Origin of the sequence: Flaviflexus salsibiostraticola, assembly GCF_003952265.1 — a bacterium.
Classification (GTDB): Bacteria; Actinomycetota; Actinomycetes; order Actinomycetales; family Actinomycetaceae; genus Flaviflexus; species Flaviflexus salsibiostraticola.
Window position 1 is genome coordinate 1,346,070 of the sequence record NZ_CP034438.1, and the last position, 26,416, is coordinate 1,372,485.

The window sequence follows — 26,416 nt, forward strand, 5'->3', positions numbered from 1 at the left end:
TCTATTCCTCCCCAACAGTCTGCGGTGCGGTCCAGCCGCGCTCGCGGGCGTACCGGAGGCCGACCATCGAGGCGGGCCCGCCAGCGGGCCCCTCATCGACGTGGCCGTCCTCGAATCCCGCGAGCACGCGCGAGATCTCCTTGAATGTGTGGACCTTGTCGGCGCCGCGGGTGGGATGAACATCCTCGCCTGCCGTGATCCTGTCGACGAGCTCGATCGCCGAGGTCGGGGTCTGGTTGTCGAAGAACTCCCAGTTGACCATGATGACCGGTGCGTAGTCGCAGGCGGCGTTGCACTCGAGCTGCTCGAGCGTGATGCGGCCGTCCGCTGTGGTCTGGTCATGACCGATGCCGAGGTGGTCGGACAGGCGATCCCAGATGATCTCTCCGCCCATGACGCCGCAGAGGGCGTTCGTGCACACTCCGACGTTGTACTCCCCATTGGGGCGGCGGCGGTACTGGGAGTAGAACGTCGCGACGGCCGAGACCTCCGCGCGGGTCAGGTTGAGCACGTCGGCGCAGACGGCGATGCCCCGCGGCGAGACGTAGCCGTCCTCCGCCTGGATGAGATGGAGCATCGGCATGAGAGCAGAGCGGGCACCGGGGTACCTCGCAATGATCTGGGCCATGTCATCGCGGAGCCGCGCCTCGGCCTCCGCTGTGTACGAGTCGGACATCAGCGATCAACGCCTCCCATCACGGGGTCGATAGAAGCCAGGGCGATGATGACGTCCGAGAGCATGCCGCCCTCGCTCATCATGCCGAGCGTCTGCAGGTTGGAGAAGCCGGGGTCGCGGAAGTGCGCCCGGTACGGGCGGGTGCCGCCGGACGAGACCAGGTGGACGCCGAGCGTGCCCTTGGCATGCTCGACCAGCTGATAGACCTGGCCGGCCGGGACGGGGAAGCCCTCGGTCACGAGCTTGAAGTGGTGGATGAGCGACTCCATGGAGTCGTTCATGATCTCCTTGATGTGCTCGAACGACTGGCCCTGACCATCGTTGCCGATCGTCATCTTCGACGGCCACGCAATCTTCGGGTCGTCGATCATGACCGGCTCGCCCTCGGACTCCTCGAGATCCTCGAGGACCTGGTAGACGATGTGGAGCGACTCGTAGGCCTCCGCGAAGCGAATGGCCGCACGGTTGTACGCATCGGACTTGTCGAGCACGGGGACATTGAACTCGTAGTTCTCGTAGCCGCAGTAGGGCTGGGACTTGCGCAGGTCGAAGGGCAGGCCTCCGGCACGCAGGTTCGGGCCGGTCATCCCGAGGGCGATCATCGCGGGCACCGAGAGGGTGGCGATGTCGACGTGGCGGGCCTTGAAGATCGGATTCTGGACGACGACGTCCTGCATCTCCGAGATCGTCGCGCGGACGTTCGGCAGGAGTTCGCGGATGTAGTCGATCGTGCCGTCCGGCAGGTCGTCGGGCAGGCCGCCCGGGCGCACGTAACTGTGGTTCATGCGCAGGCCGGTGATCCGCTCGAAGATGCGGAGGATATCCTCACGGGCGCGGAACGCCAGCGTCATCATCGTCGTCGCGCCGAGCTCGTTGTTGGCTGAGCCGATGGCGACGAGGTGCGAGGCGATCCGGTTGAGCTCCATGAGAAGGACGCGGATCTGGCTCGCCCTGCGCGGAATCTGATCGGTGACGCCGAGCAGCTTCTCGATGGCGAGGGCGTAGCCGACCTCCTGGAAGAACGGTGCGACATAGTCCATGCGCGTGCAGAAGGCAACGCCCTGGACCCAGTTGCGGTACTCCATGTTCTTCTCGATGCCGGTGTGGAGGTAGCCGGTCGACGAGCGGAGCTCGCGCACATACTCACCGTCGAGCTCGAGCAGCAGGCGGAAGACGCCGTGCGTCGAGGGGTGGACGGGGCCCATGTTGACGAGGATCCGCTCCTCGCCGAGGCGCTCGGCCTCGGCACTCAGGTCGGACCAGTCGCCGCCGGAGGCGTGATGCTGAGGAGCGGCGTTCATCTCCTCATCGGTTGCGCCGGGGGTGGCGTAGAACCGGGATTCTGTCGTTGACATCAGTTGTAGCTCCTCCGGGTATCCGGCGGCGGGATGACCGCGCCCTTGTATTCGACGGGAATGCCGCCGAGCGGGTAGTCCTTGCGCTGGGGGTGACCCACCCAGTCATCGGGCATGGCGCTGCGGGTGAGGCCCGGGTGGTCATCGAAGACGATGCCCATGAGGTCCCACGCCTCCCGCTCGTGCCAGTCGTTGCCGGGGTAGACGCCCACGAGGGACGGCATGTGCGGATCCACGTCGGGGGCGACGACCTCGATGGAGATCTGGCGGTTATGGGTGATGGAGAAGAGCGCTGTGTGCGCGTGCAGCTCACGACCCTTGTCCGCCGGGTAGTGGACGGCGGACGTGCCGAGGCACAGCTCGAAGCGCAGGTCCTGATCGTCGCGCAGCATCTTCGCAACGGTGGGCGAGTGCTCGCGGACGATGAAGAGGATGAGTTCGCCGCGGTCGACGACGACCTTCTCGATGACCTCATCGGGGTTGAGACCCTCGGCCGTGAGGAGCTCGATGAGGATGTCGACGGCCTCATCGTACCAGGAGCCGTAGGGGCGCACCGCGGGCGGCGCGATCGTCACGGTCCGGCGGAACGTGTCGAAGCCGGACGTGTCGCCGGAGCCCTCGACACCCCACATCGCGTGATCGGCGTGGACGATGTCGAGCTTGGGGCGCGATCCCCGGGCGAGCTCGCTGTTGTCGGTCACGGGAGCAGTCCCTTCATCTCGTGCGTCGGTGTCGCCGCAAGCGCGGCCTGCTCGGCGCGGCGGGCGATGGCCTTCCTGTGGCCGAAGAACTTCTCGTCCCGGATGAGCTTGCGCAGCTCGAGGACGGAGTTGATGAGCATCTCGGGGCGCGGCGGGCAGCCGGGCAGATAGATGTCGACGGGCACGATGTGGTCGACGCCCTGGACGATCGCGTAGTTGTTGAACATGCCGCCCGAGGAGGCGCAGACACCCATAGAGATGACCCACTTGGGGTCGGCCATCTGGTCATAGATGTTGCGGACGACCGGGGCCATGCGCTGGCTGACGCGGCCGGAGACGATCATGAGGTCGGCGTGGCGGGGCGAGGCGCGGAACACCTCGAGGCCGAAGCGCGCCATGTCGAAGCGGGGCGTGCCCGCGGCCATCATCTCGATGGCGCAGCAGGCGAGGCCCATCGTGACGGGCCACTGGGAACTCGAGCGACCCCATCCGGCGACCGCCTCGAGGGTGGTGAGCATGATGCCGGGGGATGCATCGTCGTCATGTGCCATGGTCTATCTCCTCAGTCCCATTCCAGGCCGCCGCGGCGCCATTCGTAGACGAAGGGCACGGTGATCAGGAAAACAAATGTGAGTACGGCGATGAGCCCGAAAGCTCCCAGTCTCTCGAACGACACCGCCCAGGGGTACAGGAACACCACTTCGATGTCGAAGATGATGAAAGTCATCGCGGTCAGGTAGTACTTGATCGGGAAGCGACCGGCAGAGCCCGCGTTCGGTGTGGCCTCGACGCCGCACTCGTAATTCTCCAGCTTGACGCGGTTGTACCTCTTGGGGCCGAGGAAGCCGGTCCCGACGAGACCGAGCACGGCAACCACAGCCGCAATCGCGATCATGAGGAGCAGCGGTGTATAGGGGTTCATTTCGCCTCCATCGAGCAGAAAACCCGCAGGCACAGCGCGCCTGCAAAATTCACAGTTCCAGCGTAGTCGTATTTTTTGGCGCCCGAGGCGCGCCTCGGTGTCTGGGCGGTCACGCGGACGGCACCGCCTTCGTCAGCGCGGTGATGAGCCTGTCCATCCAGTCGCCATCCCTGCGGTCATAGCCGTCCGAGAGCAGCTTCATGACGAGACGCATGAGGGTGGGGCGGGGCAGTCCGTAGTGCACGCACAGGTGCATGATCTCGGGCTTCTCGATGAGAGAGGCGAAGATCCGGCCGAGCGTGTAGTACCCGCCGAGCTCCGAGCGCAGCTCCTCCTGGTACTGCCGCAGGACGCGGTCCTGCTGGCCGAGGGTGCGGCGGGCGAGCGCTTGGGCGATGAAGTCCGCGGCGAGGCGTCCCGACTGCATGGCGTAGGCGATGCCCTCGCCGTTGAACGGGGAGACCATGCCGCCCGCGTCGCCGACGAGCAGGAGCCCGTTGCCGTAGTGGGGGCCGCGGTTGAATGCCATGGGAAGCGCCGCTCCCCTGACCTGGCCGACCTGGTTCTCGGGCGTGAAGCCCCACTCCTCGGGGACGTTCGACATCCACGTGTCGAAGAGCCGGCGGTAGTCGATGCCGGTCGGCTTCGCCGTCGACGAGAGGGAGCCGAGGCCGACGTTGACGAGGCCCTCCCCGAGCGGGAACACCCAGCCGTAGCCCGGCATGAGGTTCGAGCGGCCCGGTTCGCCATCCCACAGCTCGAGGTGCGATTCCATGATGGGCTCGTCCGCGCGCGGTGACCTGAAGTAGGTGCGTGTGGCCACGCCCATCGGACGGTTGACGATCTTCTCCCTGCCGACCGAGGTCGCGAGCCGGGCTGAGACGCCGCCCGCGTCGACGACGACGGGTGCGAGGAACCGCAGGGGCGGGGCCTTGCGGTCGGCGCCCTTCGGGCGAGCTTCAACGCCGATGACGCGGCCGGAGCGCTCGTGGATGATCGGGCCCGTGACCGTCATCCCCTCGCGCAGGTCGGCTCCCGATTCGACGGCCCGCTTGGCGAGGTCGTGGTCGAACTGGCCGCGTGCGCGGGCCATGCCGTAGCTGGGCATCGAGTTGAGCTCGGGCCACGGGACTTCGATCCTATGACCGCCGCCGTGGGCGACGAGAGAATAGTTGCGGATCCAGCCGTCGGTGTTGATGCCCATTCGGATGATCTCGGCGACTGCGCGCGGAGTGAGTCCGTCGCCGCAGATCTTGTCGCGGGGGAAGGTGCCCTTCTCGAGGACGATCACCGTCAGTCCCGTCTGGGCGAGATAGTGAGCGGTGGCTGAGCCGCCTGGACCGGCGCCTACGACGATCACGTCTGCCATCTCGTCAAGCCTCATCTGATCCACTCTTGTCCTTTCACCATCCGCGTTATCCTATCAGCGTATTTTTCCCGGGAAACAATGACGGGTGTGTTTCTTTACAGAAGCCCGCCGTTGTCTAATTCGTTGTGTCCTGTGTGTCCGGCTTCGTGGCGCGGTGGACGGCGACAATACCGCCACTGAGATTCCGATATTCAACGCTGCGCCAGCCCGCCCGCTGGATCCTCGCCGCGAAGTCCTTCTGGTTCGGCCAGTCGAGGATCGACTCCATGAGATAGCTGTAGGCCTCGGCATCGGAGGAGACGACGGAGGAGATGGCCGGCATGACCGTGCCGAGATAGAAGTTGTACACCTCGCGGAACGGTCGCCACGTCGGAGTCGAGAACTCACAGACAACAAGAGTGCCGCCGGGGCGGACCACCCGCAGCATCTCCCGCAGCGCAAGATCGGGATCGTGGACGTTGCGCAGCCCGTAGGAGATCGTCGCCGCGTCGAACGTGTTGTCCGCGAACGGAAGGGCGGTCGCGTCGCCGGCGATGAACTCCATTTCCGGCATCCGCTCCTTGCCGACCTCGACCATGCCGATCGAGAAGTCGAGCGCCACGACGTCGGCGCCCGCCTCCGCGTAGGAGGCCGAGGACGTCCCCGTGCCGGCCGCGATGTCGAGGACCCTCATCCCCGGGGTGATGCGGAGGGCCTCACGGACCGCCGCCCGCCAGACATAGACCTGTCCGAGGCTGAGGACGGTGTTCGTGATGTCATACCGCTTGGCGACGTCGTCAAACATGCCCGCGACATCGCGCGGATCTTTCTTCAGGGTGGCTCGACTCATGTGTCCATTATGGACCCATAGCAGTAAGCTTCTTAACCGTGCCCGTCATGACTTCACTTCGCGCCGTCACCCGGCCCGCCGAGCGCCGCCCAAGCCCCGGCGATGTTCCGCAGCCACGCGGCAATATGATCTGGGTCGGCCACGGCGGGGGCATGGTCGGCTGGGGCCTGGCAGCGTCCCAGACCTTCTCCGGTCCCGACCGTTTCCGCCAGGCACAGGAGTGGTTCGACTCCCTCGCGGCCGCATCGACGATCGATGACACCGTGCAGAGCCCCGGCACCGGGCTCGCCGCCTTCGGCACCTTCTCCTTCTCCGATGAATCAGCCGACGCCTCGACGCTCACCATCCCCGCCCGGATCCGCGGCTGGAACGAGCACGGCGCCTGGGAGACCCTCATCTCCCCCGCCGAGGACACCGCCCAGTCGGACGAGATCGAGGAGCCGGAGCCGATCGCCGATTTCGGGCGGGTCGTCTGGGGCCCCGGCGAGGTTGACGAGGACCGCTTCATCGACGCCGTCGCCGAGACGGTCGAGATCCTCGCCGACGGTGATATCAAGAAGGTCGTCCTCGCCCGCGACATCGCCATCGTCTCCGAGAGGCCCATGGACGAGCGACTCCTCACGGCTCGGCTGGCCAGCGCCTTCCCATCCTGTTGGACGTTCTGCATCGACGGCCTGACCGGAGCGACTCCGGAGATGCTCGCGTCGGTGCGCGGCGGCCACCTCAAGACACGGGTGCTCGCAGGGTCGTGGCCGACGACGGGCGGCCACGAGGCCGCCGAATATGCGCTGCGCTCGTCCGCGAAGGACATCGCGGAGCACCGCTACGCCTCCGATTCCGTCCTCCACGCCATCGACCTCCAGGCGTCGGGCCCGGTCCGGGCCGACGGCCCTACAATTCTTCACCTGCCGAATGTCGTCCATCTGTCGACCGATTTCGAGGCGGATCTCGCACCGGGGTGGACGGGTCTCACCGCCGCAGGCGCTATGCACCCAACCGCGGCGGTCGGCGGCACACCGACGGATCTCGCCCTCGATGTCATCGCTCGGATCGAAGGGCTCGACCGGGGCCGCTACGCCGCGCCGGTCGGGTGGATGGATGCGGCGGGCAACAGCGATTGGGCGCTCGCGCTCCGATGCGCACAGATCGACCCGACGGACCCGCACCGTGCCCGCGCCCTCGCGGGTGGCGGCGTCATGGACCGATCCGTTCCCCAACAGGAGCTCGCCGAGACCGAGGCGAAGTTCTCCGCCGTGCTCCACGCCTTCAGCCGGCCCACCGCGTAATCGCCGCGGGACAGGGTTGGTCTCGTCAGAGCTCGTCGACTCCGGGTGCCGCGGCTGACGTGAGGTGACGGCACCCCAGCCGCGGCACCAGGCTTTCTAGCCGCGCCGTCCGAGGACGAGCTCGATCTCCGAGACGTCACCGTTGCGGGCAATCTCCAGGACGACGGTCTCGCCCGGCGCGTACTGCCGCACGAACCCGGTGAGCGCCGTGTTCGAGGCGAGCCGGTCGCCGTTGATCGAGAGGATCGCGTCCCCCGGCTGCAGGCCGAATTGGGATGCGGGCGAGTTGGGCGACACCTCGACGACGCGGGCGGCGACCTGGTTGCTGCCGTCCACCGAAACGACCTCCGACGTCGTTGTCACGCCGATGAAGGCGTGATCAACCGAGCCGTCGTCCATGAGGTCGACCGCGACTCTGTTCGCCAGGTCGATGGGGATGGCGAAGCCGAGGCCGATCGATCCGGCCGTACCCCCATCCGCATTCGACAGGGAGGCGATCGATGAGTTGATGCCGATGACCTCTCCGGCCGCGTTGAAGAGCGGGCCACCGGAGTTGCCGGGGTTGATCGCCGCGTCGATCTGGATCGCGTTCGTCACGACCGCATCCGCCGAGGAGTCCTCCCGCGTGACGACCGGACGGTCGAGGGCAGAGATGATGCCGGTGGTCACCGTCGAGGACAGTCCGAGTGGGTTGCCGATCGCCACGACCGGCTCACCGACGACGAGGTTGTCCGACGTCCCGAGGTTCGCCGGCGAGAGTCCGTCGGGCACGCTCCTCAGCTGGAGAACGGCGATATCGGTCGATGCATCGGAGCCGACGACGTCCGCCTCAATGATCGTGCCGTTCGAGAGGGTGACGAGAATCTGCCGCGCACCCGCGATGACATGGTGGTTCGTGATGATGCGACCCTCACCGTCGATGATGACGCCGGAGCCGGTCGATCCGGCCGTATCCGTCATCGACTCAATGGCGACGACCGACGGTCGCACCTCCTCCGCGACGGCCGCCCAGTTGACCGCTCCGTCGGAGGCGATGGTCCGGACCTCAGTCGACTGCCGCACGGTCGCCTGCTCACCCGTGGGCTCGATGAGCCCGTAGACGATACCGGCGCCGCCGGCGCCGCCGAGCAGTGCGGCGACGAGGGCGGCCAGCGCAACCGTACCCGCGCCGGCACCCCGACGCCCGCGCCGCGGTTCTGCGGGGTAGGCACCCGTTGCTGTGGGAGAGTAGCCGGGCCGGGCTCCCGGCCGATCGGAGTAGCGGTTCGCCTGCTGCGCCGACATCGCCGGCCCCGCTGTGGGCGGCACCGTACCGGGTGCAGCTCCCTGGCCTGCGGACGGTGTGTGCCCAGCGGACGCCGTGGCGCCGTGTGGTGACCACGCGCTGTGCCCTGCGGACGGGACCGGCCCACGGGACGTGGGAGCCGAGGCCTGTGGGGCCGGCCGAGAAGCCGCTCGCCTGGTCTCGTCGGTCGGCTGTCCAGGCACGCCGAATCGACTCGTCGGATCGTCCTGGCGACCGGTGGCGTCGTCCTGGCGACCGGCTGCATCGTCTTGGCGACCGGTGGCGCGTCCACCCCATTCGGGCGCATGATCGGACGTCGCCGTCTGGCCCTCTGACCTCGCCGGCGGCATAAAGCGGCCGTGGTGTTCACCCGGCGCGTGGGGCGACGATCCGGAGCGCTCGATCTGATCCCGCGGCGCGGCCAGGTCCTCCTGGTCGTCTCCGCTTCGCCCATCGGCGCTCCACCCGCCCGGTCCGTTGCTCGTCACTGGTGGTCCTTTCTTCGATGGGGTCAGTCAACTCCCCAGTTCTGCTAAATCACTTCAGGAAATCTGTGCGCCGCCTGGAGCCTCAGCCGGCCGCTCGCTCCGCGGCGTGGGACATGGCCCGCGCCACGCGGTCGCGACGATGGCGCACCTCGTCAACGGGCCTCTCGCAGGCGACGCGAATCACACGGCGCGCGGCCGGCTCGGCGAGGATGTCCATCAGCTCATCGAGGGAGTGGACATCAACCCCGGTCCACCCGAGGGCTCTCGCGGCCGCGATGATGTCGATGCTCTTCGCGGTGCGGAACACCCGGTCGAAGTACTGCTCGTGCTGCGGCGCACCGTGCTCGAGGGTCGCGAAGATCCCACCCCCGCCATCGTCGAGGACGATGACATCGATCGGTGGCTCCTCCTGACCGCGCGTGAGCACAAGACCGCCGAGGTCGTGGATGAAGGTGAGGTCGCCGACCGCGGCCTTCATGCCCGGGATGATCTGGGCCATGCCCCGGGCCGTCGAGACTGACCCGTCGATGCCGGCCAGTCCCCTGCTCGCATGGAACCGAGCCTGCGGATAACCGGCGAGCAGGTCGACGTCGCGGATGATGTTGGAGGCTCCGAGGAACCAGTCCCCGCCGGAGTCGGCGATGGCGGCGCTCGCCGTCAGTGCATCCAGATCATCGCCGAGCGCCTCGCGGCCAGCGGCGTGGGCCGCGGCCCCGGCCCGCTGCCATCGGGCGAGCCATTCCTCCTGCGGTTCGATCTTCGGGAAGGCCTCGAGGATGCGGGCCACCCGGCCCGGGTCGGTGGGCACCGGCTCGGTGCGGACCGAGAGGACTTCGATATCGGTCCGAGAGATGAGGCGGGTGATGGGGCGGGAGAGCGTCGGATGACCGACGATGATGACGCGCTCGATCTCGGAATCGACGTGCCCGAGAACGATTCGCCCCGCGGGGATCGCGCCGGGCAGCCCGCGCTGGACTGCGGCCGGTTCGGCGAGGATCGGTACGCCCGCGGAGCCGCTCCTGCCTAATAGCTCATCGATGGGCGCACCTGGACCGGCCACGATGATGGTCGGTCGATCGTCGAGTGCTTCTCGCTCCAGCTCCTCCATCGGCACCGTGAAGGACGGGATGGTCGGCGCGGCGGTGAACGACGGACCATCGGGGGTGAGCGGGTCTTCGAAGGAGAGGTTGATATGGATGGGGCCGCGACGGACCTCGTCGAGCACCGCGTCGAGCAGGTGGGGCCGGTCGGCGGCATCCTCCGCCGAGATGTCGATCTCGCCGACGAGGCCCGGGCCGAGCAGTCCCACCTGGTCCGTCGTCTGGTTCGCGCCACTCCCCCTCATGCGGACCGGACGATCGGCGGTCAGTGCGATGAGGGGAATGCCGGAATGGTAGGCCTCGATAACGGCCGGGTGGAGATTGGCGACGGCCGAGCCCGATGTCGTGACGACGGCCGCCGGCTCACCCGATGCTCGGCCGAGGCCGAGCGCGACGAAGCCGGCGACCCGCTCGTCCGTCTCGACGTGGAGGGTGATCGCGTCGAGCATCTCGAGCTCTCGCAGCGCGTATGCGAGCGGCGCTGATCGGGAGCCGGGGCAGAGGACGAAGCGGCGCACGCCGATGCCGAGGAGCGCGCGCAGGACGGCGGCGGCGCCCGCCTGGGAGCTCACAGCACACCCCCGGTCAGCTCGCCGATGTCCCGGGTCGCGGCGAGATGGTCCCACATGGCCGAAAGCCTCTCAGCCCAGCGCTCCTCCAACTCCGCATCCCCGGGTGGGACGGTGTCCGGCTCGACCCGGCGGACCGGCAGGCTGCCATCGGTGGGCACGAGGCTCTCGCTCGCCACGTCCCGGTCGAACAGCTGGACGGTCGCCAGGCCACAGGCATGGTCGAGGGTGGGCAGGCTGGCCGCGAGCGCGACGCCGGCGGCGATACCGACGGAGGATTCGAGCGCGGAGGAGACGACGACGGGCAGGCCGATGTCGGCTGCGAGCCGCAGGCAGGCACGGACGCCGCCGAGCGGCTGGACCTTGCAGATGATGAGGTCGGCCGCGTCCTGTTCGGCGACCCTGTAGGGGTCCTCCGCGCGGCGGATCGATTCGTCCGCGGCGATGGGCACATTGACGGCGGCGCGGACCGTCGCGAGGTCCTCGACCGAGGCGACGGGCTGCTCGACGTACTCAAGCCCGCGGGCGGCCTTGTCGAGCAGCGGGATGGCACGGATCGCGGTGTCGACATCCCACCCAGCATTGGCGTCCACCCTGATCCTGCCACCGAACGACTCGCGCACGGCCGCGATCCTGTCGAGGTCGTCGTCGAGGGTCTGGCCCTTCTCTGCGACCTTGACCTTGGCGGTCTCGCAGCCGCCCCGGCGGGCGATGATCTCGCGGGCACGATCCGGGCTCGTCGCGGGAACGGTCACATTGACGGGCACGGCACTCCGGACGGGGGTGGGATACCCAAGGTAGGCGGCCTCGAGGGCGGCGGCGAGCCAGGGCGCGGACTCGGGGATGTCATAGTCCCAGAATGGCGAGACCTCGGCCCACCCCGCCGGACCCTGGATGAGCACACCATCGCGATGGTCGAGCCCGCGGAAGCGGGTGGTCAGGCGGGTTCGGTAGACCCGCCAGGGCAGGGGGAGGCTTGCGGCACGCATGAGCTAAGACTAGCGAAGTGGCACAATAGCGCCATGACGCTTTCACTTCCCGTGTCCGTATCCGAGACCTTCGATCCGAGGCGGTGGCGCGACGTCGACGGCTTCCAGCTGACCGACATCACCTACCACCGCGGTGTACGGCGCGAGTTCGAGGGCGACACGATCGTGTCCGAGACCGACCTGCCGGTGGTCCGGATCGCCTTCGCCCGGCCCGAGGTGCGCAACGCCTTCCGCCCCGAGACGGTCGATGAGCTCTACCGCGTGCTCGACCATGCCCGGCTCACCCCGGACGTGGGCGCGATCATCCTCACCGGCAACGGGCCCTCGCCGAAGGATGGCGGGTGGGCGTTCTGCTCGGGCGGCGATCAGCGGATCCGCGGAAAAGACGGCTATCGCTACGACGGCGGGGAGACCCCCGATGAGCACGCGAGAACCCGTGACACGATCAATCCCGCCAAGGCGGGCCGCCTCCACATCCTCGAGGTCCAGCGCCTCATCCGCACCATGCCGAAGGTTGTCATCGCCGCCGTCTCGGGATGGGCGGCGGGCGGCGGCCACTCGCTCAATGTTGTCTGCGACCTGTCGATCGCATCGATCGAACACGGCCGCTTCAAGCAGACGGATGCGAACGTCGGCTCCTTCGACGGCGGCTACGGCTCAGCTCTGCTCGCCCGTCAGGCGGGTGACAAGCGTGCCCGCGAGATCTTCCTCCTCGCCCGCGAGTACTCGGCGCAGGACGCCGCGGCGTGGGGCGTCGTCAACGAGGCGGTCCCCCACGATCAGCTCGAGGAGAAGGCCTGGGAGTATGCACAGATCGTGACGTCGAAGTCGCCGCAGGCGATTCGGATGCTGAAGTTCGCCTTCAACCTGGCCGATGACGGGCTCGCGGGCCAGCAGGTCTTTGCGGGCGAGGCCACGAGACTCGCCTACATGACCGACGAGGCTGCCGAGGGTCGCGACTCCTTCCTTGAGAAGAGGGACCCCGACTGGTCGGCGTTCCCCTACTACGCATGATCCTCGAAGGGGGCACCGACCCCGACAGTATTCACGCACTCGCCCAGGCCGCGACCCGGTCGCTGGCCGACCACCGCGCGGGACTCCTGCCCGAGCCGATCATGCTCGTCGCCCCGGGGCAGACGGATGTTCAGCAGGTGGAATCCCGCCCCGGCACCGCGTTCCTCCTGCGCACCTCCGGATCGTCGACGGGCACGGGCAGCCTCGTCGAGATCGGCTGGCCCTCGATCATCGCCTCGGCCGAGGCCACGGCCGAGGCGCTCGGCGGTCACGGGCGCTGGCTCGCCTCCCTGCCCGTCCACCACATCGCCGGCCTGCAGACGGTTCTCCGCTCGGTCCTCGCGGGACTCGAGCCGCTTCCCTACACCGTGGGCAATCCCGTTCCAGATGGCAGGTGCTATCTCTCCCTCGTCCCGACCCAGCTGCGGCGCGTCCTCGCCGATCCCGCACTCTGTGAGGCCCTCACGAGTGTCGACCGGATCCTCGTGGGCGGGCAGGCGACCCCGGCCGCCCTCCTCGCCGAGAGCCGCGAGCGCGGCCTGCGCCTCGTGACGACGTATGGCATGACCGAGACATGCGGCGGCTGCGTCTATGACGGCCGGCCGATCGGGGAGACGACGATCGCCCTCGAGGAGGGACGGATCATCATCGAGGGCCCCGTCGTCGCACTCGGGTACGCGGGACAGGCCTCATTCGATGGTCGCTTCGTCACAAACGACGCCGGCGAGATCACGGACCGTTTGACGGTGCTCGGGCGGATCGATGACGCGATCACGACGGGCGGCCTCACGATCATGCCGACCCTTCTCGAGGACCTCGTCGCCGAACTCACCGGCACCCCCTCCGTCGGGGTCGGTGTGCCCGATGAGGAATGGGGGGAGCGTCTTGTCCTCGTCACCGAGGGCAGGGCCGATGCGAGGCGGATTCGAAAGCAGGCCAAGCTGCGCCTCGGGGCGGAGTACGCGCCGAAGGAGGTGATCTCCGCCGCCGAACTCGGACTCGAGGCTCTCCCGCTGCGGGATTCCGGTAAAGTCGATCGGCGGCTGGTTGCACAGATGATTCGGAAGGGACGGTAGTGGCAGCGTTCAAGGATTGGCTCGAGGGGGCCCGGTTGCGGACTCTGCCCGCGGCGGTCGCACCCGTCCTCATCGGCACCGGTGCCGCCTACGAGGTCGGCAGCGGCTCAATCCCGCGCGCCCTGCTCGCCGCCGGCGTGGCGCTCTCCTTCCAGGTTGGCGTCAACTTTGCGAACGACTACTCCGATGGGGTGCGGGGCACAGATGACGTCCGCACAGGTCCGCCCCGGCTCACCGGCGGCGGCCTCGTCGAGCCCCGCACCGTCAAGCTCATGGCCTTCGCCAGCCTGGCGCTCGGCGGCCTTCTCGGTCTCATCCTCATCGCCGTCTCGGGCGCCTGGGGCCTTCTCGCAGCCGGCGTCCTCGCCGTCATCGCCGCCTGGTACTACACGGGCGGATCGCGGCCCTACGGGTACATGGGCCTCGGCGAGGTGTTCGTCTTCCTCTTCTTCGGCCTCATGGCGACGCTCGGCACGACGTGGACGCAGGCGGGCCAGCTGCCCGCCTCGGCCTGGTTGGGCGCCACCGGCGTCGGCCTCATCGCCTGCGCGCTCCTCATGGTCAACAACATCCGCGACATCCCCACGGACTCGCTCGTCGGGAAGAATACGCTCGCGGTGCGGATGGGCGATCGTCGGGCCCGTCTCGCCTACGTCGCGATGCTCGTGATCCCGCTCCTCCTTGCGCTCCTCATCGCCGTGTGGTCGCCGTGGGCGCTTCTCACGCTCATCCTCGCGCCCGCCGTCGCCGCCCAGTCGACCAGAGTCCTGTCGGGCGCACAGGGCCGCGACCTCATCGTCGTCCTGCGGGACACCGGCCTCATCGAGCTCGGCTACGGCCTCCTACTCCTCATCGGGCTCGCCGTCTGATCGGACCAGCCGTCTGGGCGTCCGTCAGGCCTCGGGGTCGCCCTCGACGATCTCGTCCTCGACATCCTCGTCCGTCGAGCTCGTCGCCTTCGGCCGGCGAGTCGCAAGCCTCTCCACCTCTCCTGCCGCCTCCTGGCCCTGCCGGGGGAAGAAGATGAAGCCTGCGAGGGCGCCGCAGAGGATCGCGGCGAAGGCGAGGAGATAGGATCTCATCCCGAGCAGGGAGAAGAGTCCGGCGAAGGCGGCGATGAGCGCAAGCCGGATAAGGGTGTACTTGAGGATGCTCACGGCCCAAGCCTACCGTGACCGTGACCTGGTCAATCGCCTATGATGGAAGAGTGCCTAGACTGATCGCCGTGATACTTCTCGTCGCCATTGTGGTGTACGCATTCATCGTCGCGCTTCGGATGAATCCGAGGCGGACCCCGGCAGGCATCAACAAGTGGGTGTGGGTCATCTTCACGATCCTGCCGCCTGTCGTCGGCTCGATCATCTTCCTCGTCGCCAACTACGTGATGAACTCGAAGGACCGCCCCGCGGGCGGCCCGCAGCGTCGGCCTGCCGCGCCCGGACCTGTCGCACCCGATGACGACCCTGACTTCCTCCGGAGTCTGGAGGAGGAGCTGCGGAGGGCTCAGTACGACAGGAGGCTGAGAGAACACGAGGATGAGAACGGGCCCGAAACCAGCTGACAGTCTCGACGTCAAGGCAGTTGTGGGTTCTCCCGTGGCTGCCTTTTCTGCCGTCTACCTCGTCGCCGTCCTCGCCGCCTCCGCCACACGGGTCTTCACCTCGATTCAGCACGAGGCGGGCCACGACGTCCCGCTCCTACTCGGCTCGCTCGTGGCAGCCCTGGGCTCCTTCGGCGGCTTCATCATCGCCGAGGCCGACCTGCCGGTGGGCCAGATCAGCTTCACCCTCGCCGCCGTACCCTTCGTCCTCACCGGGCTCGCCGCCGTCATCCTCTTCCACGCCCACCGCAGATCGGAGTCGACGCGTCCCCACTGGGAATCCGCCGACCGTCTCCTCGCCGCCGCGAGCTCCGGCATGGTGCTCCTCATCTGCTGCCTGGCGGCCTGGTTCGTGGCGGACTCGACCACCAGTCCCGACGGTCCGGAGATGACGACGAACCTCTTCCTCCTCGCCGCCGGCGCACTCGCCGTCGGCACCATCTCGGCGGCGGCCGGCAGGGAGTCCGCCCACCGCGCGAACCCGGCGTGGCTCTTCACCTTCCGGCACGTGCTCGCAACGGGTCTCGTCCCGGCGATCGTCCTCTGCACGGCGGCCACGATCACCCGTGAGTACGGAGCCGCCTCCTGGATGTTCGTGGGCAATATTGCCGCGGCGATCTGGGCCGGCATCCACGGCGGTCTCGTGCACTGGCGCTTCGACCTGTCCCCGATCGGGGGGCCGAGCGAATCGGGGACGGACCTGCTCGTCGCCATGCGGGGCGGCGCCTGGCCCTTCATCTGCCTCGCGGTCGGAGCGATCGCCGTCATCATCGCCTCCATCGCATGGCGGCGGCACTGCGCCGAATCCGGCCGCTGGTGCCTGCCGGTTGCTTTCATGTGCGGCTCCGTCATCGTGCTCGCGGCGGGGGTCTGGGCGTCGGGTCACGTCCGGGTCGGCGCCGACGCCACGCACCTGTCGGCCTACGCGCTGTACTCCCCGATCAACGTCCCGATCATGGGCGCGATCGGCTGGGCGATCGACCGGCTCGCGCGGCTCGGCTACAGGTCGGAGGATGCTGTCCAGCCGCAGCGGTAGTCCGTCCACCTGGTGACGTCACCGCCGTCGAGAAGGAACACCATCCGGTCGAAGCCCTTCGTCCGCGTCATGTCGGGATCCGCCGGCAGGGGGAATGCCGCCTGCTCGACGTACCCTGTGATCTCGCTGCGGCCGGGAGCGGCGGTCAGCATGTCGAGCTCGGTCGGACGCTCCTCGAATGCCTTCTCGATCTCGGCGATCGACCGGCTGCACTGAATCGCACCGCCATGGTCGTCGATCCGAACAGGCACTCCCTCGGGCCAGCCGATCTCGATCGTGTCGCGCAGACCATCGACCCGGCCAGTCGTCATCGTAAACCCGCCCTCGATCGCCGATACGGCGTCGACGGGGCCGACGTTGAGATAGTAGGCGTCGCCGATGGACCCCTCTGAGAAGGTGAGGGCGAGGATACCGGTGCTGCGGCGTTCGTCGGTCGCCTCGCGATCCGCGCCGCCCGCGGCGTCATAGAGGACGATCTGATCGAGGACGATGAGCGCGTCCTGGAAACTGTCCCCGTTCGCATCGGAGTAGTAGACGTCGTCCTCGGCGAAGCTGAGTCGCACCGTCACCGGCACCTCGCCATCGGTCAGCTCGACGGTCGCCCGGCCGTCGTCGAATGCCAGTGGGAAGTCAGCATCGCTCTCGGGGAATGCTCCCTCGTCGAACGCGTCGAGAAGCTGGACGGAGAACTGCTCGTCCGCGAGCCTGATGTCGGCGATCTCAGCTGTTCCCGGACCGAAGCGGGTGATGGTCTCGGGCGGCTGCGGAAGGACGAGCCACCGGGATTTCAGATCGTCGGCTGACCCGCATCCTGTCAGCAGTGCGGCGGCCGCAAAAGCTGCCGCCACCCGGGTAGGGCTAGACCCCCGCATACGAGTGGAGCGAGTCCGCGAAGAAGTTGATGACGTAGTAGTTGATGAAGAGGGCGATGATGCCGATGACGTTGAGCCAGGCGGCCCTCTTACCCTCCCAGCCGCGAGTCGACCTGGCGTGGAGGTAGGCGCCGTAGAAGCCCCAGACGACGAGGGACATCGTCTCCTTCGGGTCCCAGTTCCAGGGCCGGCCCCACGCGTGCTCCGCCCAGATCGCGCCTGCGATGAGGGTGAACGTCCACAGGAGGAAACCGACGACGGTGATGCGGAAGGCGCCCTGCTCGAGTTCGGCCGCGCTCGGCAGTGCGCGCCAGCGGCTCGGGCGCTCCTCGACGACGGTCGACCCGTCGGAGGCGGTGAGGGCCTTGGACTCCTGACGGAGCTGGACGAGCTGGAGCGCCGACAGGAGCGCGCCAAAGGCGAACAGGCCCATGGCGATCGTCGCCGTCGACACGTGGATGACGAGCCAGTAATTGTCGAGGATCGGCGGGGTGCCCTGGACACGGACGTAGAGGACCGCGACGGCCATGCCGAGCGAGAGCAGGACGAGGCCGTTGACGAATGCTCCGAGGGACCGCAGGTCGCGGCCTCGGGCGAGCACGAGGTAGGCGCCGGCGGCCACGCACGTGAAGGTCAGCGTGAACTCGTACATGTTCGCCCAGGGGACGCGACTCGCCGCGACACCCCGCAGAACCGTCCCCGATAGGTGGAGGACGAAGGCGAGGACGGTGACGGTCATGCCGATGTTGCCGGCCCGGCGGGTGCCGCCGCGATCCGCGGATGTGAGGTCGATGGCGAATGCGATCATGCCGATCGTGTAGACCCCCATCGCCCCGTAGATCAGGACCAGACTGATGTTCTCAAGATTCATGAGTCCTCCTCGAGGGATAGCGTAGCGGACACGGTCTTCTCCAGCCCTTCATCGCCCTTGCGGCCGATCGCGGCGGCGTGGAGGACACCGCTGTTGTACCGGACCCACACGCGGCGGGAGGGCATGAGCAGCGAGGTCGCGAGCCCGCCGAGCCCGAGGACGGCGAATACCAGCATCCACCCCAGAGTCGGATCGTAGCGCATGTCGAGCGCCGCGAACCGGGCGAGCTCGACGAACTCGATCGTCCCGTGACCGCCGGGGATGTCGGCCTTCTCGCCGAGGGCAAGCGTCGTGAGCACACCGATGTCGGTCTCGCCGATAGGCTCTGTCACGAGCTCGAGGTTCTCGGTGTCGAGCAGGTAGACGTTCTGCGGCACACCATCATCGAGCCCGAGGTCGCCCACCCACGTCGTCGCCACGAGGACGGGGTTGAGGGCGTCTGGATTGACGGAGACGATGACTCCGTCCTGGGTCCGGGCTGTCGGGAACAGCGTGGCCTGGAAGCCGAGCTGCTCCCCCTCGGTCACGTCGGGGACCTTGATGACGCCGGTGGAGATGTAGGTCTGGGTGATGTCGGGCAGGACGACATAGTCGTCGAGGCCGACGTTGCCCGCCGAATCGGTGACGCGGATCCTGGGCGCGTAGCCGTTGCCGGACAGATAGACGTTCGTGCCCTCAATGTCGAGGGGTTCGTTGGGGCGGATGATCTCATCCGTCTCCTCCCCCGCCATCGTCACCGTCACGTCGGCCATGAAGGCGGACGGCGTACCGTCCTCATAGAACTCGGGCCTCATCTCGTTGAGCGTGACCCGGTACGGCGGCAGCGACTCCTCGTCGACAAGGAGCCCGCGCTCGAAGGTGTCGTACGTGAGGACCGAGTTCGCGAACGTCTCCCCCTCGACGATGATGGCCTGCCCGCGGAAGGAGAGCGCCTGCGACAGCCCGAAGACGATGAGGAGGCCGAGGAGGGACATGTGGAAGACCAGGTTGCCGGCCTCGCGCAGGTAGCCCCTCTGGGCGGAGATCCCGCCATCGCGGCGAACCGTCCGGTAGCCGCGGAGCCTCGACTCCGCCAGGGCCAGCGCCTCATCCTCCGACAGGTCGGTCGCGACCGACCTGTGGGTCTCGTAGCGGTCGAGTCGGCCGGGAACCCGCCCCGGACCGCTCCTGAGATCGCGGGCGAGGCTGAAGGAGCGCGGCACGATGCAGCCGACGAGGGAGATGAAGAGAAGGATGTAGATCGCCGCGAACCATGGGGCGGTGAGGATGTTGAAGAAGCCGAGCGCATCGAGGATCGTCCCCCACACACCGTTGTCCTCGATCCACTGCTCGGCAAGCACGGGGTCCTGTCGCTTCTGCGGAAGCAGCGAGGCGGGGATGAGGGCGATGACGAGGAGGAGGAGCATGATGATGGCGTTCCTCATCGAAGTCAGCTGGCGCCACCCCCACCGCAGCCAGCCCTTGAGGCCGATCCCGGCCGGCGAACCTGCCGGGGTATCGCGCTCCGTGCGGATCGTCTCCATCACACCACCAATTCTGTCTGCCCGGAAAGGTTCGCCGCCCAGCCGATGATGTCGGACCACCAGCCGGTCACCATGAGGATGCCGACGGCGATAAGGGCGACGCCGCCGAAGATCTGCACGCCCCGCGAGTGGCGGCGCAGCCACGCGAGGGCCCGCGTGGACCGGTTGACGGTCAGCGCGGCGGCGATGAAAGGCAGGCCGAGTCCGATGCAGTAGGCGATCGTGAGGATCGTGCCGCGCTGGACACTGCCCGTCGAGAAGGACATGGAGAGCACCGCCGCCAGCGTGGGGCCGATGCACGGCGTCCATCCGAGGCCGAAGACAGCCCCCAGCAGGAGCGCTCCGACGGGGCCACCCCGCTTCTGCAGCTGCAGTCGCGTCGTCCTCTGCATGAACGGCAGCCCGCCGAGGAAGGCCACGCCCATGACGATGATGACAACGCCCGCGACGACCATGATCGTGTCCTGGTACTGGGCGAAACGCGCCCCCGCGGCCGAGAAGACGACTCCGAGCAGCACGAAGACCGCGGAGAATCCGGCGACGAAGAGCGAGACGGCCCCGGCAAGGCGCCAGCTCCGACCCTCGGCCGCCGTCGAGGGCGCCAGGGAGGAGAAGTAGCCGAGGTAGCCGGGCAGGAGTGGAAGCACACAGGGCGACGCGAATGACACGAGGCCCGCGATCATCGCCGCGCCGAGCGCGAGCAGCATCGGACCTGCGGTGACGGCTCCGACGAAAGAGTCGGCCGCGGCCATCGGCATCATAGCGTGTCGTCGATCATGCCTCGCACGATCTGGGGGTCGATCTGGCCGATGTAGCGGGCGGCTGGTCTGCCCTCCGCGTCGAGGATGAGAGTGGTGGGGACCGCCTGGAGCGGGACCGCTCCCTCAAGGCCTGCGATGAAGGCGCCGTTGCGGCCCTCGATTGACTCGTACGGCGTCTCGAAGGACCTCTCGAAGGCTTCGGCCGCGGCCCGATTGTCGCGCGTGTTGACACCGATGACCGTGATCTCGTCGGCGTAGTCCTCTGCGATGGCGTTGAGATCGGCCGCCTCGGCCCGGCAGGGCGGGCAGGCCGCGTACCACGTGTTGATGACGATGACCTCGCCCCTCAGATCGGCGAGGTTGATCTCGTCTCCGTCGAAGGTCGTGCCCGTCGCCTCGACGGGCTCGGCCCGCTCCGATGCGGGCCACAGAACGTAGTTCGCGTCCCCGCCGGAATACTCGGTGCCCTGGATGGCGCTGTTGCAGGCCGCGAGCAGCGGCAGGAGGAGAAGCATGGCGAGCTTCCGCACTACGCCCCCTTCGCCTCAGCGGCCGCCGAGGTTCCGGGTACCATGTCGGCCGCGGTCCCGAGGAGCTCACCGGCGGGCTCCCAGTAGTCGAGAGCGAGAAGCTGGGAATCCGCGAACGTCAGAGACGTGACCGAGGCAAGAGCGCATTGGCGCCTGCGCGGATCGTGCGCGAGCGGCTTCCTCTCAACGAATCTCCGCATCGTCCAGATCGGGAGCTGATGGGAGAAGAGTGCGGCCTCGCCGCCGCGGGCCCGGTCGAGGGCCTCAACGATCACGCCGCTCATGCGTCGGACGATCTCGGTGTAAGGCTCGCCCCACGAGGGGCGCAGCGGATTGCTGTACCAGGAGTAGTACCGAGGGTGGGCGAGGACCGCCCTGTTCTTGTTGACCGCGATTCCCTCGAACTTGTTGTCCGCCTCAATGAGCCGATCGTCGATCTCCATCGGAAGGCCGGTCGCTGCCACTGTCGGTTCCGCCGTCTCCTGCGCTCGCTGGAGGGGGGATGCGGCGACGTAGCGGATGTCGCGCTCAGCGAAGGCTCTGCCGACCTCCTCGCCCATGGCTCGCCCGAGCGGGGTGAGTCGAAAGCCTGGCCTGCGACCGTAGAGAATTCCCGTCGGGTTGTCCACTTCGCCGTGGCGAACGAGGTGAATGGTCGTCAATTCCATAGGTCAACACTGCCACACCGAGCTGGGAAATCAGAACGTCAGTCCTCGTCGAGGAGCCGGTCCATGATCCGGCCGAGGGTGAGCAGGTCCTCGCGTCCGATCTTGTCGACGAGGTGCCTGCGCACGGAGTCGACATGGTCGGGGGCCAGCGACTTGAGGAGCTCGAAACCCCTCTCTGTCATCCGACAGTTGCGACCCCTGCCGTCACCTGAACAGGCCTCGCGCACGACGAGGCCCTCCTCCTCGAGGGAGGCGACGGTGCGGGTGAGGCGGCTGCGGGAGTGGACGAGATCGTCGGCAAGGTCCGACATCCGCATCGTCCAGCCCTCACTCTCAGAGAGGCGCACAAGGACCTCGTACTTGTTGAGGGGCAGCCGATGGACCTCGAAGAGGTCGTTGCCGATCTGGGCGTTGAGGCGCGCCGAACCGCGCAGATAGTTGCGCCAGGCAACCTGCTCATCGGCCGCAAGCCATTTGACATCAGACATGGTGAATACTCCTTGGTCAGGACCATTCTACCAAAACTAATTGATATGTAAACTACTTACGAGACGCTGCCACAGATTCGGTTGCGTCGCCCGCGCGAGGGCGGCCTTCGACGACGTCAGTCGCGCGACCGGCCGGCCATCCCGCAGGAGGACCGGAAGATCATCGGAGTACTGAGCAAAGGCCGCGTCCGTGTCGATGTCGATGGCGCGCCAGTCCAGGCCGCGCTCCTCTTCAAGCTCGGCGAGGGACTGTTCGGCCTGTTCACACAGGTGACAGCCGGGGCGGACGATCAGCGTGTACATAAGCTGTGGGCCCGGACGTGCCGGACCCACGAAGCTCCTGCGCTACTTCTTGTTGCGGCGCTGGTGACGAGTCTTGCGAAGCAGCTTGCGATGCTTCTTCTTGGACATACGCTTGCGGCGCTTCTTGATCACGGAACCCATAGGTTACCTCCAATATCAGGGCGACGGATGGTCACCCGGAGATCCTACCGCGTCCGCTGTCTATGCGTGACGCTCGTCGGCGTCGAAGGCGGTTTTTGAGAGCAATTCATCAACAGCTTCTGTCGGGACCCGGTACGAGTTGCCGACGCGAACGGCGGGCAGGTCACCGGCGTGGACCATGCGGTAGACCGTCATCCGCGACACGCGCGCCAGCTCCGCGACTTCAGCCACCGTCATGAACTGAGGGGCCGACGGGGGTACCTGCGACATACTTTTCCGTTCTCATGAGTGACCTCCCGCCATTTCTGAACGGGTGTCCGTAAGAGTTATGCTCTCGATCATCATAGAGTAAGTGGTGCCGATCTGCGCACTGATTTCTCCGATGCTCCTCGGTGGGAGCACCCGTCCCCCGCCCCTGGGGGTAGATTCAGATCATCCGATCAGGGAGGCGCGATGACGGCCGAGCGTGACAGACAGCACGGCGCGGGTTTCCGCAGCCGAGTGGACGCGATCGCTCGCGACCAGCCGGCCCGGCTTGCGCTCATCGTCTTCGCATCGATCATCGCCGCCGCCACCCTCCTCCTGTGGCTGCCGTTCGCGTACTCGGGCCCCGGCAGCGCCACGTTCATCGACGCCCTGTTCACGGCGACGTCGGCCGTGTGCGTCACTGGCCTATCGGTGGTAGACACCGCCCTCTCATGGACGACCTTCGGCCACCTCGTCATCATGATCTCAATGATGATCGGCGGACTCGGGGTCATGACGCTCGCCTCCATCCTCGGCCGTGCCGTCTCGCATCGCATCGGCCTCACCCAGCGGATGCTCGCCGCGACCGAGAGGAAGTCCCGCCTCGGCGAAGTCGGCTCCCTCATCACCGCCGTGCTCGTCGTCTCCCTCTCAGCCGAGATCATCCTGACCGCCATCCTCGTGCCCTCGTTCCTGTCGATGGGCGAGCCGATGCTCGAGGCGATCTGGCATTCGATGTTCATGTCCGTGTCCATCTTCAACAACGCCGGGTTCACCATAGTCGAGGGCGGCCTCGAGCCCCTGGTCGGCGACTGGCTGTTCTGCATCCCCATCATCGTCGGCACCATAGCTGGATCGATCGGCTTCCCCGTCATCAGCGACCTGCACCGCAACTGGCGCCGCCCCCGGTACCTCTCGCTCCATACGAAGCTGACCGTCTCGACGTACATGATCCTCTGGCTCGGCGGGGTGCTGGCCTTCTTCTTCTTTGAATGGGGCAACCCCGGAAGCATCGGCGGACTCGACGGCGACGAGAAGATCCTCGCCGGCCTCCTCCACGGCACCAGCGTGCGGTCGTCCGGCCTCGCCACGCTCGACATGTCCGAGCTCAGCAGCTCGACCCTCTTCATCTTCGACGCCCTCATGTTCATCGGCGGCGGCTCCGCATCGACAGCCGGTGGCATCAAGGTCGGCACCTTCGCCGTCCTTGTCCTCGCCATCATCTCCGAGGCCCGGGGCGACAGGGACACGGTCGCCTTCGGCCGGCGGATTCCCAACTCGTCGCTGCGCCTCGCCGTTTCGGCGGCCTTCCTCGGCTCGACCCTCGTCGGCGCGAGCACCCTCGCCCTCGTCTTCATCACCGACCTGCCGCTCGAGGCCGTCCTTTTCGAAGCCATATCAGCATTCGGTACGTGCGGGCTGTCCCTCGGCATCACCCCCGGCCTGCCGACCGCGGGCAAGCTCGTCCTCATCCTCCTCATGTTCACGGGCAGGCTCGGCACGATGACTCTCGCGGCCGCCCTCGCCATGCGAGAGAGACAGCGCCAGATCCGCTTCCCCGAAGAACGGCCGATCATCGGGTAGCTATGATGAACCTCGGAGGACACCATGTCACGTAAATCGCAGGACCGGCTCGGAGCCGTCCTCGTCATCGGCCTCGGCCGATTCGGATCAGCCGTCGCGTTCACGCTCGCCGAACAGGGCCGAGAGGTCCTCGCGGTCGAGAAGGACCCTCAGCTCGCCGCGCAGTGGTCGCACCGCTTCACCGTCATCGAAGCGGACTCGACGTCGAAGGAGGCACTCGAACAGCTCGGTGCCAAGGATTTCAACGTCGCCGTCGTCGGCATCGGATCCAGCCTCGAGGCCTCCGTCCTCACGACGGCGAACCTCGTCGAGATGGGGATTCCCGAGATCTGGGCCAAGGCGACCTCGCGCGACCACGGCCGGATCCTCGAGAAGATCGGTGCCCACCGCCGGGTGTTCCCCGAGTTCGATGCGGGCCGGCGCGTCGCCCACATGGTGGCCGGTCGCATGATCGACTACATCGAGATGGAGGACAGCTTCACGATCGTCAAGATGAGGCCACCCTTCGACCTGCGGGGCTTCACGATCGGCGAGGCCAAGGTCCGCGAGCGCTACGGCGTCAACATCATCGGCGTGAAGTCCCCGCATGAGCCGTTCGAGTACGCGACGGCGGAGACGAGGATCGGCGAGGACGACATCATCATCGTCTCCGGCAACGTCGAGCTGCTCGACGAGTTCGCCGCCCGCCGCTGACCCGTCCACGGACGGCGTTCCGGCGGGCGAATCGGCACCGGGCTTCGCTACGCTCGACCCATGGCAAAGAACCGTCCGACCTTCTCCTGCTCCGAATGCGGATGGGAGGCCTCCAAATGGGTGGGCCGCTGCGCTCAATGTGAGGCGTGGGGCACGATGGTCGAGTACAGGCCGACCCCGACGGCCAGCGCGAAGGCGCTCGCCCCGACATCGCCCGCCACGCCGATCACCGAGGTCGTCGCCTCCGCCTCTGAGCGCGCGACGACGGGCGTGGGCGAGCTGGACCGGGTGCTGGGCGGCGGCCTCGTCCCCGGCGCCGTCATCCTGCTGGCGGGCGAACCCGGCGTCGGCAAGTCGACGCTCCTGCTCGATGTGGCCGCCGAGATATCCCGCCTCAACACGGATCCGGTTCTCTACATCTCGGGCGAGGAATCGGCGTCTCAGGTGCGTCTGCGCGCCGAGCGCATCGGCGCCATGTCCCCCACTCTCCACCTGGCGGCCGAGGCGGACCTCGCCACGATCATCGGCCACGTCGACGCCAATCCACCTTCCCTTCTCGTCGTCGACTCGGTCCAGACGATCATGGACACCTCGGTGGACGGCGCGGCCGGAGGTGTCTCCCAGGTCCGAGCGGTGACCGCCGGGCTCGTCCACCTCGCGAAGTCCCGCAGCCTCCCCATCCTCCTTGTCGGCCACGTGACGAAGGATGGATCGATCGCGGGACCACGGGTGCTCGAGCATCTCGTCGATGTCGTGTGCCAATTCGACGGGGATCGCCACTCCCGCCTCCGCATGCTCCGGGCCGTCAAGAACCGCTACGGCCCAACCGAAGAGGTCGGCTGCTTCGAGCTGGTCGATGAGGGGATCAACGAGCTTCCCGACCCCTCGGGGCTGTTCCTCTCGGACCGCGCCCGCACGGTGCCCGGCACCTGCGTCACCATCACCCTCGAGGGCCGCAGGCCCATGCCGGTGGAGATCCAGTCGCTTGCCGTCGCCCCCGCGGGCCCCCCGCGGCGCACGACCTCCGGTGTCGACTCCTCCCGGATCGCCATGACCGTCGCGGTGCTGCAGTCGCGGCTGGGCGTCGATCTCGATCGGAAGGACATCTTCGTGTCCACCATCGGCGGCGCCCGTGCCTCGGAGCCGTCGACCGACCTCGCGGCGGCACTCTCCCTCGCCTCCGCCGTTGCGGACCTCCCGCTCGCGCCGGGTGTCCTCGCCCTCGGCGAGGTCGCCCTCACGGGCGAGGTGCGTCCCGTCGTCGGCCTGGAACAGCGCCTGGGCGAAGCAGTACGACTTGGCTTCACAAAGGCCCTCATCCCCGCCGGATCGACCGTGAAGATTCCAGACGGCATCACCGTCGCGCACGTTGTCGACGTCGCAGCGGCCGTCAAGGAGGTCCTCCCCCTCTGATCAGGGGTCAGCAGCCCCTTCTGTACGG

At 67.5% G+C, this 26,416-nt stretch carries 30 protein-coding genes; 9 read left to right on the top strand and 21 right to left on the bottom strand.

The window, feature by feature from the left end:
- Nucleotide 1: 1 nt before the first annotated feature.
- The 7 genes from nuoE to EJO69_RS06245 all read right to left on the bottom strand — a co-directional run bounded on the left by nuoE (nucleotide 2) and on the right by EJO69_RS06245 (nucleotide 5,852).
- Nucleotides 2-676, bottom strand: coding sequence for an NADH-quinone oxidoreductase subunit NuoE (nuoE, locus tag EJO69_RS06215; protein WP_126040266.1), 675 nt, complete (start codon nucleotides 674-676; stop codon nucleotides 2-4).
- Nucleotides 676-2,031: an NADH-quinone oxidoreductase subunit D gene (locus tag EJO69_RS06220; RefSeq protein ID WP_126040268.1), complete on the bottom strand. Its 1,356-nt coding sequence runs from the start codon at nucleotides 2,029-2,031 to the stop codon at nucleotides 676-678. Before EJO69_RS06220 ends, nuoE begins: the two co-directional genes overlap by 1 nt.
- Nucleotides 2,031-2,732, bottom strand: a complete 702-nt coding sequence (locus EJO69_RS06225) for an NADH-quinone oxidoreductase subunit C (RefSeq protein WP_126040271.1) — start codon at nucleotides 2,730-2,732, stop codon at nucleotides 2,031-2,033. Before EJO69_RS06225 ends, EJO69_RS06220 begins: the two co-directional genes overlap by 1 nt.
- The gene (locus EJO69_RS06230; RefSeq protein ID WP_126040273.1) at nucleotides 2,729-3,283 is read right to left on the bottom strand and encodes an NADH-quinone oxidoreductase subunit B; all 555 of its coding nucleotides are present in this window, start codon (nucleotides 3,281-3,283) and stop codon (nucleotides 2,729-2,731) included. The genes EJO69_RS06225 and EJO69_RS06230 overlap by 4 nt, the downstream gene beginning before the upstream one ends.
- A gap of 11 nt (nucleotides 3,284-3,294) precedes the next feature.
- The gene (locus EJO69_RS06235) at nucleotides 3,295-3,654 is read right to left on the bottom strand and encodes an NADH-quinone oxidoreductase subunit A (RefSeq protein ID WP_126040275.1); all 360 of its coding nucleotides are present in this window, start codon (nucleotides 3,652-3,654) and stop codon (nucleotides 3,295-3,297) included.
- A gap of 109 nt (nucleotides 3,655-3,763) precedes the next feature.
- Complete coding sequence (locus EJO69_RS06240) at nucleotides 3,764-5,038, bottom strand: geranylgeranyl reductase family protein (RefSeq protein WP_126040277.1); 1,275 nt, start codon at nucleotides 5,036-5,038, stop codon at nucleotides 3,764-3,766.
- A gap of 100 nt (nucleotides 5,039-5,138) precedes the next feature.
- Nucleotides 5,139-5,852 carry a demethylmenaquinone methyltransferase gene (locus EJO69_RS06245; RefSeq protein WP_126040279.1) on the bottom strand — a complete coding sequence of 238 codons (714 nt, stop codon included), beginning with the start codon at nucleotides 5,850-5,852 and terminating at the stop codon, nucleotides 5,139-5,141.
- Between the two features lie 47 nt (nucleotides 5,853-5,899).
- Between EJO69_RS06245 and EJO69_RS06250 the strand changes: the two genes are divergently transcribed.
- Nucleotides 5,900-7,138: an isochorismate synthase gene (locus EJO69_RS06250; protein WP_126040281.1), complete on the top strand. Its 1,239-nt coding sequence runs from the start codon at nucleotides 5,900-5,902 to the stop codon at nucleotides 7,136-7,138.
- 96 nt (nucleotides 7,139-7,234) lie between these two features.
- On the opposite strand, the gene EJO69_RS06255 is transcribed toward EJO69_RS06250, so the two are convergent.
- From EJO69_RS06255 to EJO69_RS06265, 3 genes are all read right to left on the bottom strand, one after another.
- A complete protein-coding gene (locus EJO69_RS06255; protein WP_126040283.1) occupies nucleotides 7,235-8,422 on the bottom strand; it encodes a S1C family serine protease in 1,188 nt (395 codons plus the stop codon).
- A gap of 571 nt (nucleotides 8,423-8,993) precedes the next feature.
- The gene (gene menD, locus EJO69_RS06260; RefSeq protein ID WP_164519886.1) at nucleotides 8,994-10,583 is read right to left on the bottom strand and encodes a 2-succinyl-5-enolpyruvyl-6-hydroxy-3-cyclohexene-1-carboxylic-acid synthase; all 1,590 of its coding nucleotides are present in this window, start codon (nucleotides 10,581-10,583) and stop codon (nucleotides 8,994-8,996) included.
- On the bottom strand, nucleotides 10,580-11,569 hold the full coding sequence (locus EJO69_RS06265; RefSeq protein ID WP_126040286.1) for an o-succinylbenzoate synthase: 990 nt from the start codon (nucleotides 11,567-11,569) through the stop codon (nucleotides 10,580-10,582). The genes menD and EJO69_RS06265 overlap by 4 nt, the downstream gene beginning before the upstream one ends.
- A 33-nt stretch (nucleotides 11,570-11,602) precedes the next feature.
- Between EJO69_RS06265 and EJO69_RS06270 the strand changes: the two genes are divergently transcribed.
- From EJO69_RS06270 to EJO69_RS06280, 3 genes are read left to right on the top strand one after another with little or no spacing between them, the layout of a single operon-like run.
- Complete coding sequence (locus EJO69_RS06270) at nucleotides 11,603-12,583, top strand: 1,4-dihydroxy-2-naphthoyl-CoA synthase (RefSeq protein ID WP_126040287.1); 981 nt, start codon at nucleotides 11,603-11,605, stop codon at nucleotides 12,581-12,583.
- Nucleotides 12,580-13,659 (top strand): AMP-binding protein, encoded by a 1,080-nt coding sequence (locus tag EJO69_RS06275; RefSeq protein ID WP_126040289.1) that lies wholly within the window; start codon nucleotides 12,580-12,582, stop codon nucleotides 13,657-13,659. Before EJO69_RS06270 ends, EJO69_RS06275 begins: the two co-directional genes overlap by 4 nt.
- Nucleotides 13,659-14,528 carry a 1,4-dihydroxy-2-naphthoate polyprenyltransferase gene (locus EJO69_RS06280; RefSeq protein ID WP_126040291.1) on the top strand — a complete coding sequence of 290 codons (870 nt, stop codon included), beginning with the start codon at nucleotides 13,659-13,661 and terminating at the stop codon, nucleotides 14,526-14,528. The genes EJO69_RS06275 and EJO69_RS06280 overlap by 1 nt, the downstream gene beginning before the upstream one ends.
- Before the next feature lie 24 nt (nucleotides 14,529-14,552).
- Here the strand turns inward: EJO69_RS06280 and EJO69_RS06285 are convergent, their stop codons facing one another.
- The gene (locus tag EJO69_RS06285) at nucleotides 14,553-14,816 is read right to left on the bottom strand and encodes a DUF4229 domain-containing protein (protein ID WP_126040293.1); all 264 of its coding nucleotides are present in this window, start codon (nucleotides 14,814-14,816) and stop codon (nucleotides 14,553-14,555) included.
- Between the two features lie 50 nt (nucleotides 14,817-14,866).
- On the opposite strand from EJO69_RS06285, the gene EJO69_RS06290 reads away from it, so the two are divergent.
- Both EJO69_RS06290 and EJO69_RS06295 read left to right on the top strand, forming a co-directional pair.
- Nucleotides 14,867-15,220 carry a PLD nuclease N-terminal domain-containing protein gene (locus EJO69_RS06290; protein WP_126040295.1) on the top strand — a complete coding sequence of 118 codons (354 nt, stop codon included), beginning with the start codon at nucleotides 14,867-14,869 and terminating at the stop codon, nucleotides 15,218-15,220.
- Nucleotides 15,221-15,254: 34 nt separating this feature from the next.
- Entirely contained in the window at nucleotides 15,255-16,295 is a 1,041-nt protein-coding gene (locus EJO69_RS06295) for a hypothetical protein (protein WP_126040297.1), read from the top strand.
- On the opposite strand, the gene EJO69_RS06300 is transcribed toward EJO69_RS06295, so the two are convergent.
- Genes EJO69_RS06300 through EJO69_RS06345 form a run of 10 tightly spaced genes read right to left on the bottom strand, consistent with a single transcriptional unit; the run spans nucleotide 16,259 to nucleotide 22,722 of the window.
- Complete coding sequence (locus EJO69_RS06300; protein WP_126040299.1) at nucleotides 16,259-17,143, bottom strand: hypothetical protein; 885 nt, start codon at nucleotides 17,141-17,143, stop codon at nucleotides 16,259-16,261. The genes EJO69_RS06295 and EJO69_RS06300 overlap by 37 nt on opposite strands.
- Before the next feature lie 10 nt (nucleotides 17,144-17,153).
- Nucleotides 17,154-18,038 carry a c-type cytochrome biogenesis protein CcsB gene (gene ccsB, locus EJO69_RS06305; RefSeq protein WP_126040301.1) on the bottom strand — a complete coding sequence of 295 codons (885 nt, stop codon included), beginning with the start codon at nucleotides 18,036-18,038 and terminating at the stop codon, nucleotides 17,154-17,156.
- The gene (resB, locus tag EJO69_RS06310) at nucleotides 18,035-19,561 is read right to left on the bottom strand and encodes a cytochrome c biogenesis protein ResB (RefSeq protein WP_245993835.1); all 1,527 of its coding nucleotides are present in this window, start codon (nucleotides 19,559-19,561) and stop codon (nucleotides 18,035-18,037) included. Before resB ends, ccsB begins: the two co-directional genes overlap by 4 nt.
- Nucleotides 19,561-20,322 carry a cytochrome c biogenesis CcdA family protein gene (locus EJO69_RS06315; RefSeq protein ID WP_245993511.1) on the bottom strand — a complete coding sequence of 254 codons (762 nt, stop codon included), beginning with the start codon at nucleotides 20,320-20,322 and terminating at the stop codon, nucleotides 19,561-19,563. The genes resB and EJO69_RS06315 overlap by 1 nt, the downstream gene beginning before the upstream one ends.
- Nucleotides 20,319-20,852 (bottom strand): TlpA family protein disulfide reductase, encoded by a 534-nt coding sequence (locus EJO69_RS06320; protein ID WP_126040305.1) that lies wholly within the window; start codon nucleotides 20,850-20,852, stop codon nucleotides 20,319-20,321. Before EJO69_RS06320 ends, EJO69_RS06315 begins: the two co-directional genes overlap by 4 nt.
- Entirely contained in the window at nucleotides 20,852-21,520 is a 669-nt protein-coding gene (locus EJO69_RS06325; RefSeq protein ID WP_126040307.1) for a histidine phosphatase family protein, read from the bottom strand. The genes EJO69_RS06320 and EJO69_RS06325 overlap by 1 nt, the downstream gene beginning before the upstream one ends.
- Nucleotides 21,521-21,558: 38 nt before the next feature.
- Nucleotides 21,559-22,008 (bottom strand): MarR family winged helix-turn-helix transcriptional regulator, encoded by a 450-nt coding sequence (locus tag EJO69_RS06330; RefSeq protein ID WP_126040309.1) that lies wholly within the window; start codon nucleotides 22,006-22,008, stop codon nucleotides 21,559-21,561.
- Nucleotides 22,009-22,044: 36 nt separating this feature from the next.
- Nucleotides 22,045-22,341, bottom strand: coding sequence for a glutaredoxin family protein (locus EJO69_RS06335; protein WP_211331369.1), 297 nt, complete (start codon nucleotides 22,339-22,341; stop codon nucleotides 22,045-22,047).
- A gap of 12 nt (nucleotides 22,342-22,353) precedes the next feature.
- Nucleotides 22,354-22,452 carry a 30S ribosomal protein bS22 gene (locus EJO69_RS06340; RefSeq protein ID WP_005504750.1) on the bottom strand — a complete coding sequence of 33 codons (99 nt, stop codon included), beginning with the start codon at nucleotides 22,450-22,452 and terminating at the stop codon, nucleotides 22,354-22,356.
- Between the two features lie 60 nt (nucleotides 22,453-22,512).
- The gene (locus tag EJO69_RS06345) at nucleotides 22,513-22,722 is read right to left on the bottom strand and encodes a helix-turn-helix domain-containing protein (RefSeq protein WP_126040311.1); all 210 of its coding nucleotides are present in this window, start codon (nucleotides 22,720-22,722) and stop codon (nucleotides 22,513-22,515) included.
- A gap of 183 nt (nucleotides 22,723-22,905) precedes the next feature.
- Between EJO69_RS06345 and EJO69_RS06350 the strand changes: the two genes are divergently transcribed.
- The 3 genes from EJO69_RS06350 to radA are packed head-to-tail and all read left to right on the top strand — an operon-like array spanning nucleotide 22,906 to nucleotide 26,388.
- Entirely contained in the window at nucleotides 22,906-24,282 is a 1,377-nt protein-coding gene (locus EJO69_RS06350; RefSeq protein WP_126040313.1) for a TrkH family potassium uptake protein, read from the top strand.
- Nucleotides 24,283-24,306: 24 nt separating this feature from the next.
- Entirely contained in the window at nucleotides 24,307-24,975 is a 669-nt protein-coding gene (locus tag EJO69_RS06355; RefSeq protein ID WP_126040315.1) for a potassium channel family protein, read from the top strand.
- 60 nt (nucleotides 24,976-25,035) lie between these two features.
- The gene (gene radA, locus EJO69_RS06360) at nucleotides 25,036-26,388 is read left to right on the top strand and encodes a DNA repair protein RadA (protein ID WP_126040317.1); all 1,353 of its coding nucleotides are present in this window, start codon (nucleotides 25,036-25,038) and stop codon (nucleotides 26,386-26,388) included.
- Nucleotides 26,389-26,416: the final 28 nt, after the last annotated feature.

What these genes read in the sequence shown, in the direction of transcription:
- radA (WP_126040317.1), top strand. Translation starts at nt 25,036, where the DNA reads ATGGCAAAGAACCGTCCGACCTTCTCCTGCTCCGAATGCGGATGGGAG.
- EJO69_RS06345 (WP_126040311.1), bottom strand. Translation starts at nt 22,722, where the DNA reads ATGTCGCAGGTACCCCCGTCGGCCCCTCAGTTCATGACGGTGGCTGAA.
- EJO69_RS06255 (WP_126040283.1), bottom strand. Translation starts at nt 8,422, where the DNA reads ATGTCGGCGCAGCAGGCGAACCGCTACTCCGATCGGCCGGGAGCCCGG.
- EJO69_RS06230 (WP_126040273.1), bottom strand. Translation starts at nt 3,283, where the DNA reads ATGGCACATGACGACGATGCATCCCCCGGCATCATGCTCACCACCCTC.
- EJO69_RS06325 (WP_126040307.1), bottom strand. Translation starts at nt 21,520, where the DNA reads ATGGAATTGACGACCATTCACCTCGTTCGCCACGGCGAAGTGGACAAC.
- EJO69_RS06350 (WP_126040313.1), top strand. Translation starts at nt 22,906, where the DNA reads ATGACGGCCGAGCGTGACAGACAGCACGGCGCGGGTTTCCGCAGCCGA.
- EJO69_RS06220 (WP_126040268.1), bottom strand. Translation starts at nt 2,031, where the DNA reads ATGTCAACGACAGAATCCCGGTTCTACGCCACCCCCGGCGCAACCGAT.
- EJO69_RS06355 (WP_126040315.1), top strand. Translation starts at nt 24,307, where the DNA reads ATGTCACGTAAATCGCAGGACCGGCTCGGAGCCGTCCTCGTCATCGGC.
- EJO69_RS06240 (WP_126040277.1), bottom strand. Translation starts at nt 5,038, where the DNA reads ATGAGGCTTGACGAGATGGCAGACGTGATCGTCGTAGGCGCCGGTCCA.
- EJO69_RS06330 (WP_126040309.1), bottom strand. Translation starts at nt 22,008, where the DNA reads ATGTCTGATGTCAAATGGCTTGCGGCCGATGAGCAGGTTGCCTGGCGC.
- EJO69_RS06275 (WP_126040289.1), top strand. Translation starts at nt 12,580, where the DNA reads ATGATCCTCGAAGGGGGCACCGACCCCGACAGTATTCACGCACTCGCC.
- nuoE (WP_126040266.1), bottom strand. Translation starts at nt 676, where the DNA reads ATGTCCGACTCGTACACAGCGGAGGCCGAGGCGCGGCTCCGCGATGAC.
- EJO69_RS06265 (WP_126040286.1), bottom strand. Translation starts at nt 11,569, where the DNA reads ATGCGTGCCGCAAGCCTCCCCCTGCCCTGGCGGGTCTACCGAACCCGC.
- EJO69_RS06340 (WP_005504750.1), bottom strand. Translation starts at nt 22,452, where the DNA reads ATGGGTTCCGTGATCAAGAAGCGCCGCAAGCGTATGTCCAAGAAGAAG.
- EJO69_RS06245 (WP_126040279.1), bottom strand. Translation starts at nt 5,852, where the DNA reads ATGAGTCGAGCCACCCTGAAGAAAGATCCGCGCGATGTCGCGGGCATG.
- EJO69_RS06235 (WP_126040275.1), bottom strand. Translation starts at nt 3,654, where the DNA reads ATGAACCCCTATACACCGCTGCTCCTCATGATCGCGATTGCGGCTGTG.
- EJO69_RS06270 (WP_126040287.1), top strand. Translation starts at nt 11,603, where the DNA reads ATGACGCTTTCACTTCCCGTGTCCGTATCCGAGACCTTCGATCCGAGG.
- EJO69_RS06250 (WP_126040281.1), top strand. Translation starts at nt 5,900, where the DNA reads ATGACTTCACTTCGCGCCGTCACCCGGCCCGCCGAGCGCCGCCCAAGC.
- ccsB (WP_126040301.1), bottom strand. Translation starts at nt 18,038, where the DNA reads ATGAATCTTGAGAACATCAGTCTGGTCCTGATCTACGGGGCGATGGGG.
- resB (WP_245993835.1), bottom strand. Translation starts at nt 19,561, where the DNA reads ATGGAGACGATCCGCACGGAGCGCGATACCCCGGCAGGTTCGCCGGCC.
- EJO69_RS06315 (WP_245993511.1), bottom strand. Translation starts at nt 20,322, where the DNA reads ATGATGCCGATGGCCGCGGCCGACTCTTTCGTCGGAGCCGTCACCGCA.